The sequence below is a fragment of the Acidovorax sp. KPB24-07 genome (assembly GCF_057543315.1).
Genome location: NZ_BAAJYS010000524.1, coordinates 1 through 1,942, shown reverse-complemented (window position 1 = coordinate 1,942; position 1,942 = coordinate 1). Strand labels below are relative to the sequence as shown.

The following is a 1,942-nucleotide window of genomic DNA, read 5'->3' as shown; positions in this document are numbered from 1 at the left end:
CGCAGCCGGTCGTGCTGGCCGTGGCGGCGGACATCACCACGCCCGAGGGCCGGGCCGCCGCGATGTCGGTGGCGGGCGGGCCCGGGGCGGCGTTCGACATCGTGGTCACCAACGCGGGCGGTCCGCCGCCGGGCGATTTCCGCGACTGGGACCGCGATGCCTGGATCAAGGCGGTGGACGCCAACATGCTCACGCCGATCGAGCTGATCAAGGCCACGGTGGACGGCATGGCGGCACGGGGCTTCGGGCGCATCGTCAACATCACGTCGAGCGCGGTGAAGGCGCCCATCGACATCCTGGGCCTGTCCAACGGCGCGCGCAGCGGCCTCACGGGCTTCGTGGCGGGCGCCTCGCGCAGTTCCATTGCGGCGAAGGGCGTGACGATCAACAACCTGCTGCCGGGCAAGTTCGACACCGATCGCCTGTCGGCCAACATCCAGGCGACCGTCCAGAAGACCGGCAAGAGCGAAGACGATGTGCGCCGCGCGCACCAGGCGGCCATTCCGGCGGGCCGCTACGGCACGCCGCAGGAATTCGGGGCGATCTGCGCGTTCCTGTGCAGCGTGCAGGCGGGCTACCTGACGGGGCAAAACGTCCTGGCCGACGGCGGGGCGTTTCCGGGCACGTTCTGACGCGAAGAGGGCCGCCTTGGGGGCGGCAGGCCCTTCAAGTCCGCGACTGGGCCCCGGCCGCCGCGCCGGATGCCCTTCGCCGCCGCTCGCCCAGGCGCAGTCCGAGCACCAGGCTGGCGAGGAACACCGCGAGCGCCAGGTACGCCTGCAGGTAGTAGCTCCAGCCCTGCTCGGCATACAGGTAGGGCCCGACGTCGGTGGAGTGGATCTCCAGCAGCAGCCCGGCGAACCACAGCGCGGGCACCACCGCCAGCGCCGCGCCCAGCCACCGCCGCCAGGCCATGCCCGCCATGCACACGGCCGAGGCGCCCAGGGCCACGGCCCAGATGTGCCAGAGGGCCGGCGTCTTGTCGCTGACTTCGGCCATGGCCAGCCCCGGTGCCAGGGCCAGGGCCAGGAGCGCGGTGGTGCTTCGGGCCTTCATTGGGGCGGATAGCGGACGGTGAGCGGTATGTAGCATTCGGGAAGGCCTCCCAGTTCGCTCTTGAGCTTTTCGACGAACTTGTCGATGTGCACGGTCAGGTCGATGCAGCCGGCGCTGCCCGGCGTCGAGCCGCCGTGGATGAAGAAGCCGCCGCGCCCGTAGGTTTCTGTGCCGGGATAGGGGTGGATGGTCAGCCGGAAATTGCCCCAGGCCGCGCGCGGCGAGCGGTACAGGTTCTTGAGCCAGTTGTTGGCCCACATCTCGGACGGCTGGATCCAGTAGTCCCCTTCGGGGATGGGCCCGGCGTTGCGGGTCTTCTGCCATTCGGTGGAGTAGTCGAATTGGCCGTTTTTGGGTTTGCCGGACACGGCGGGCAGCGCGAGGACGGATTGCGTGCCCGTGCCGCGCAGGACTTTTCCGTCGAATTGCAGTGCGATTTTCGATTGCAGGCATCCGGGGGCGTGGGGTCGGCTGCGCTCCAGGGCGTAGGGATCGGACATGGCAGGGTGAAAGGGTTGGCGCCGCGCAAAAGGGCATGCGCAACGGGCAGGGCGCCCGGGCGGTTCAGCGCGGCCGGCCGATTCTAGGAGGGGGCTCTGCCGGGGCCCGTGCGTTTTTGTAATGCCGGGTGTCGGGACGTATCGCACGCCGAACGCGCGCCCTTTGGCGCGCTACACCGACCAGGTACGCGGCCGCTGCGCCGCCATGCCCCAGCACTGTGCGCGCCACGCCGCCCAAACGGCCTGCAGCAGGCCCATGGCGGGCTCCACCACGGGCGCGAGCACCCGCACCACCACCACGTTCGGATGGGGGGCTGGTGGCGCCGGACGTGGCGGCCAACGGGTGCCCGTCGATGGCGGCGCGGGCGGCGTCCAGCGCGCCTTCG

General features: G+C 70.6%; 3 protein-coding genes and 1 pseudogene. 1 reads left to right on the top strand and 3 read right to left on the bottom strand.

Annotated features, from left to right (window positions below; genetic code table 11):
• A partial coding sequence (locus tag AC27IQ_RS23420) for an SDR family oxidoreductase (protein WP_487090985.1) occupies positions 1-632 on the top strand: 632 nt, incomplete at its 5' end.
• A gap of 34 nt (positions 633-666) precedes the next feature.
• Here AC27IQ_RS23420 and AC27IQ_RS23415 read toward each other — a convergent pair.
• The 3 genes and pseudogenes from AC27IQ_RS23415 to AC27IQ_RS23405 form a co-directional block, all read right to left on the bottom strand.
• A complete protein-coding gene (locus AC27IQ_RS23415; protein WP_284429964.1) occupies positions 667-1,056 on the bottom strand; it encodes a hypothetical protein in 390 nt (129 codons plus the stop codon).
• A complete protein-coding gene (locus tag AC27IQ_RS23410) occupies positions 1,053-1,556 on the bottom strand; it encodes a tlde1 domain-containing protein (RefSeq protein ID WP_284426156.1) in 504 nt (167 codons plus the stop codon). Before AC27IQ_RS23410 ends, AC27IQ_RS23415 begins: the two co-directional genes overlap by 4 nt.
• Before the next feature lie 171 nt (positions 1,557-1,727).
• Positions 1,728-1,942, bottom strand: a pseudogene (locus AC27IQ_RS23405) (urease accessory protein UreD); the annotation flags it as partial.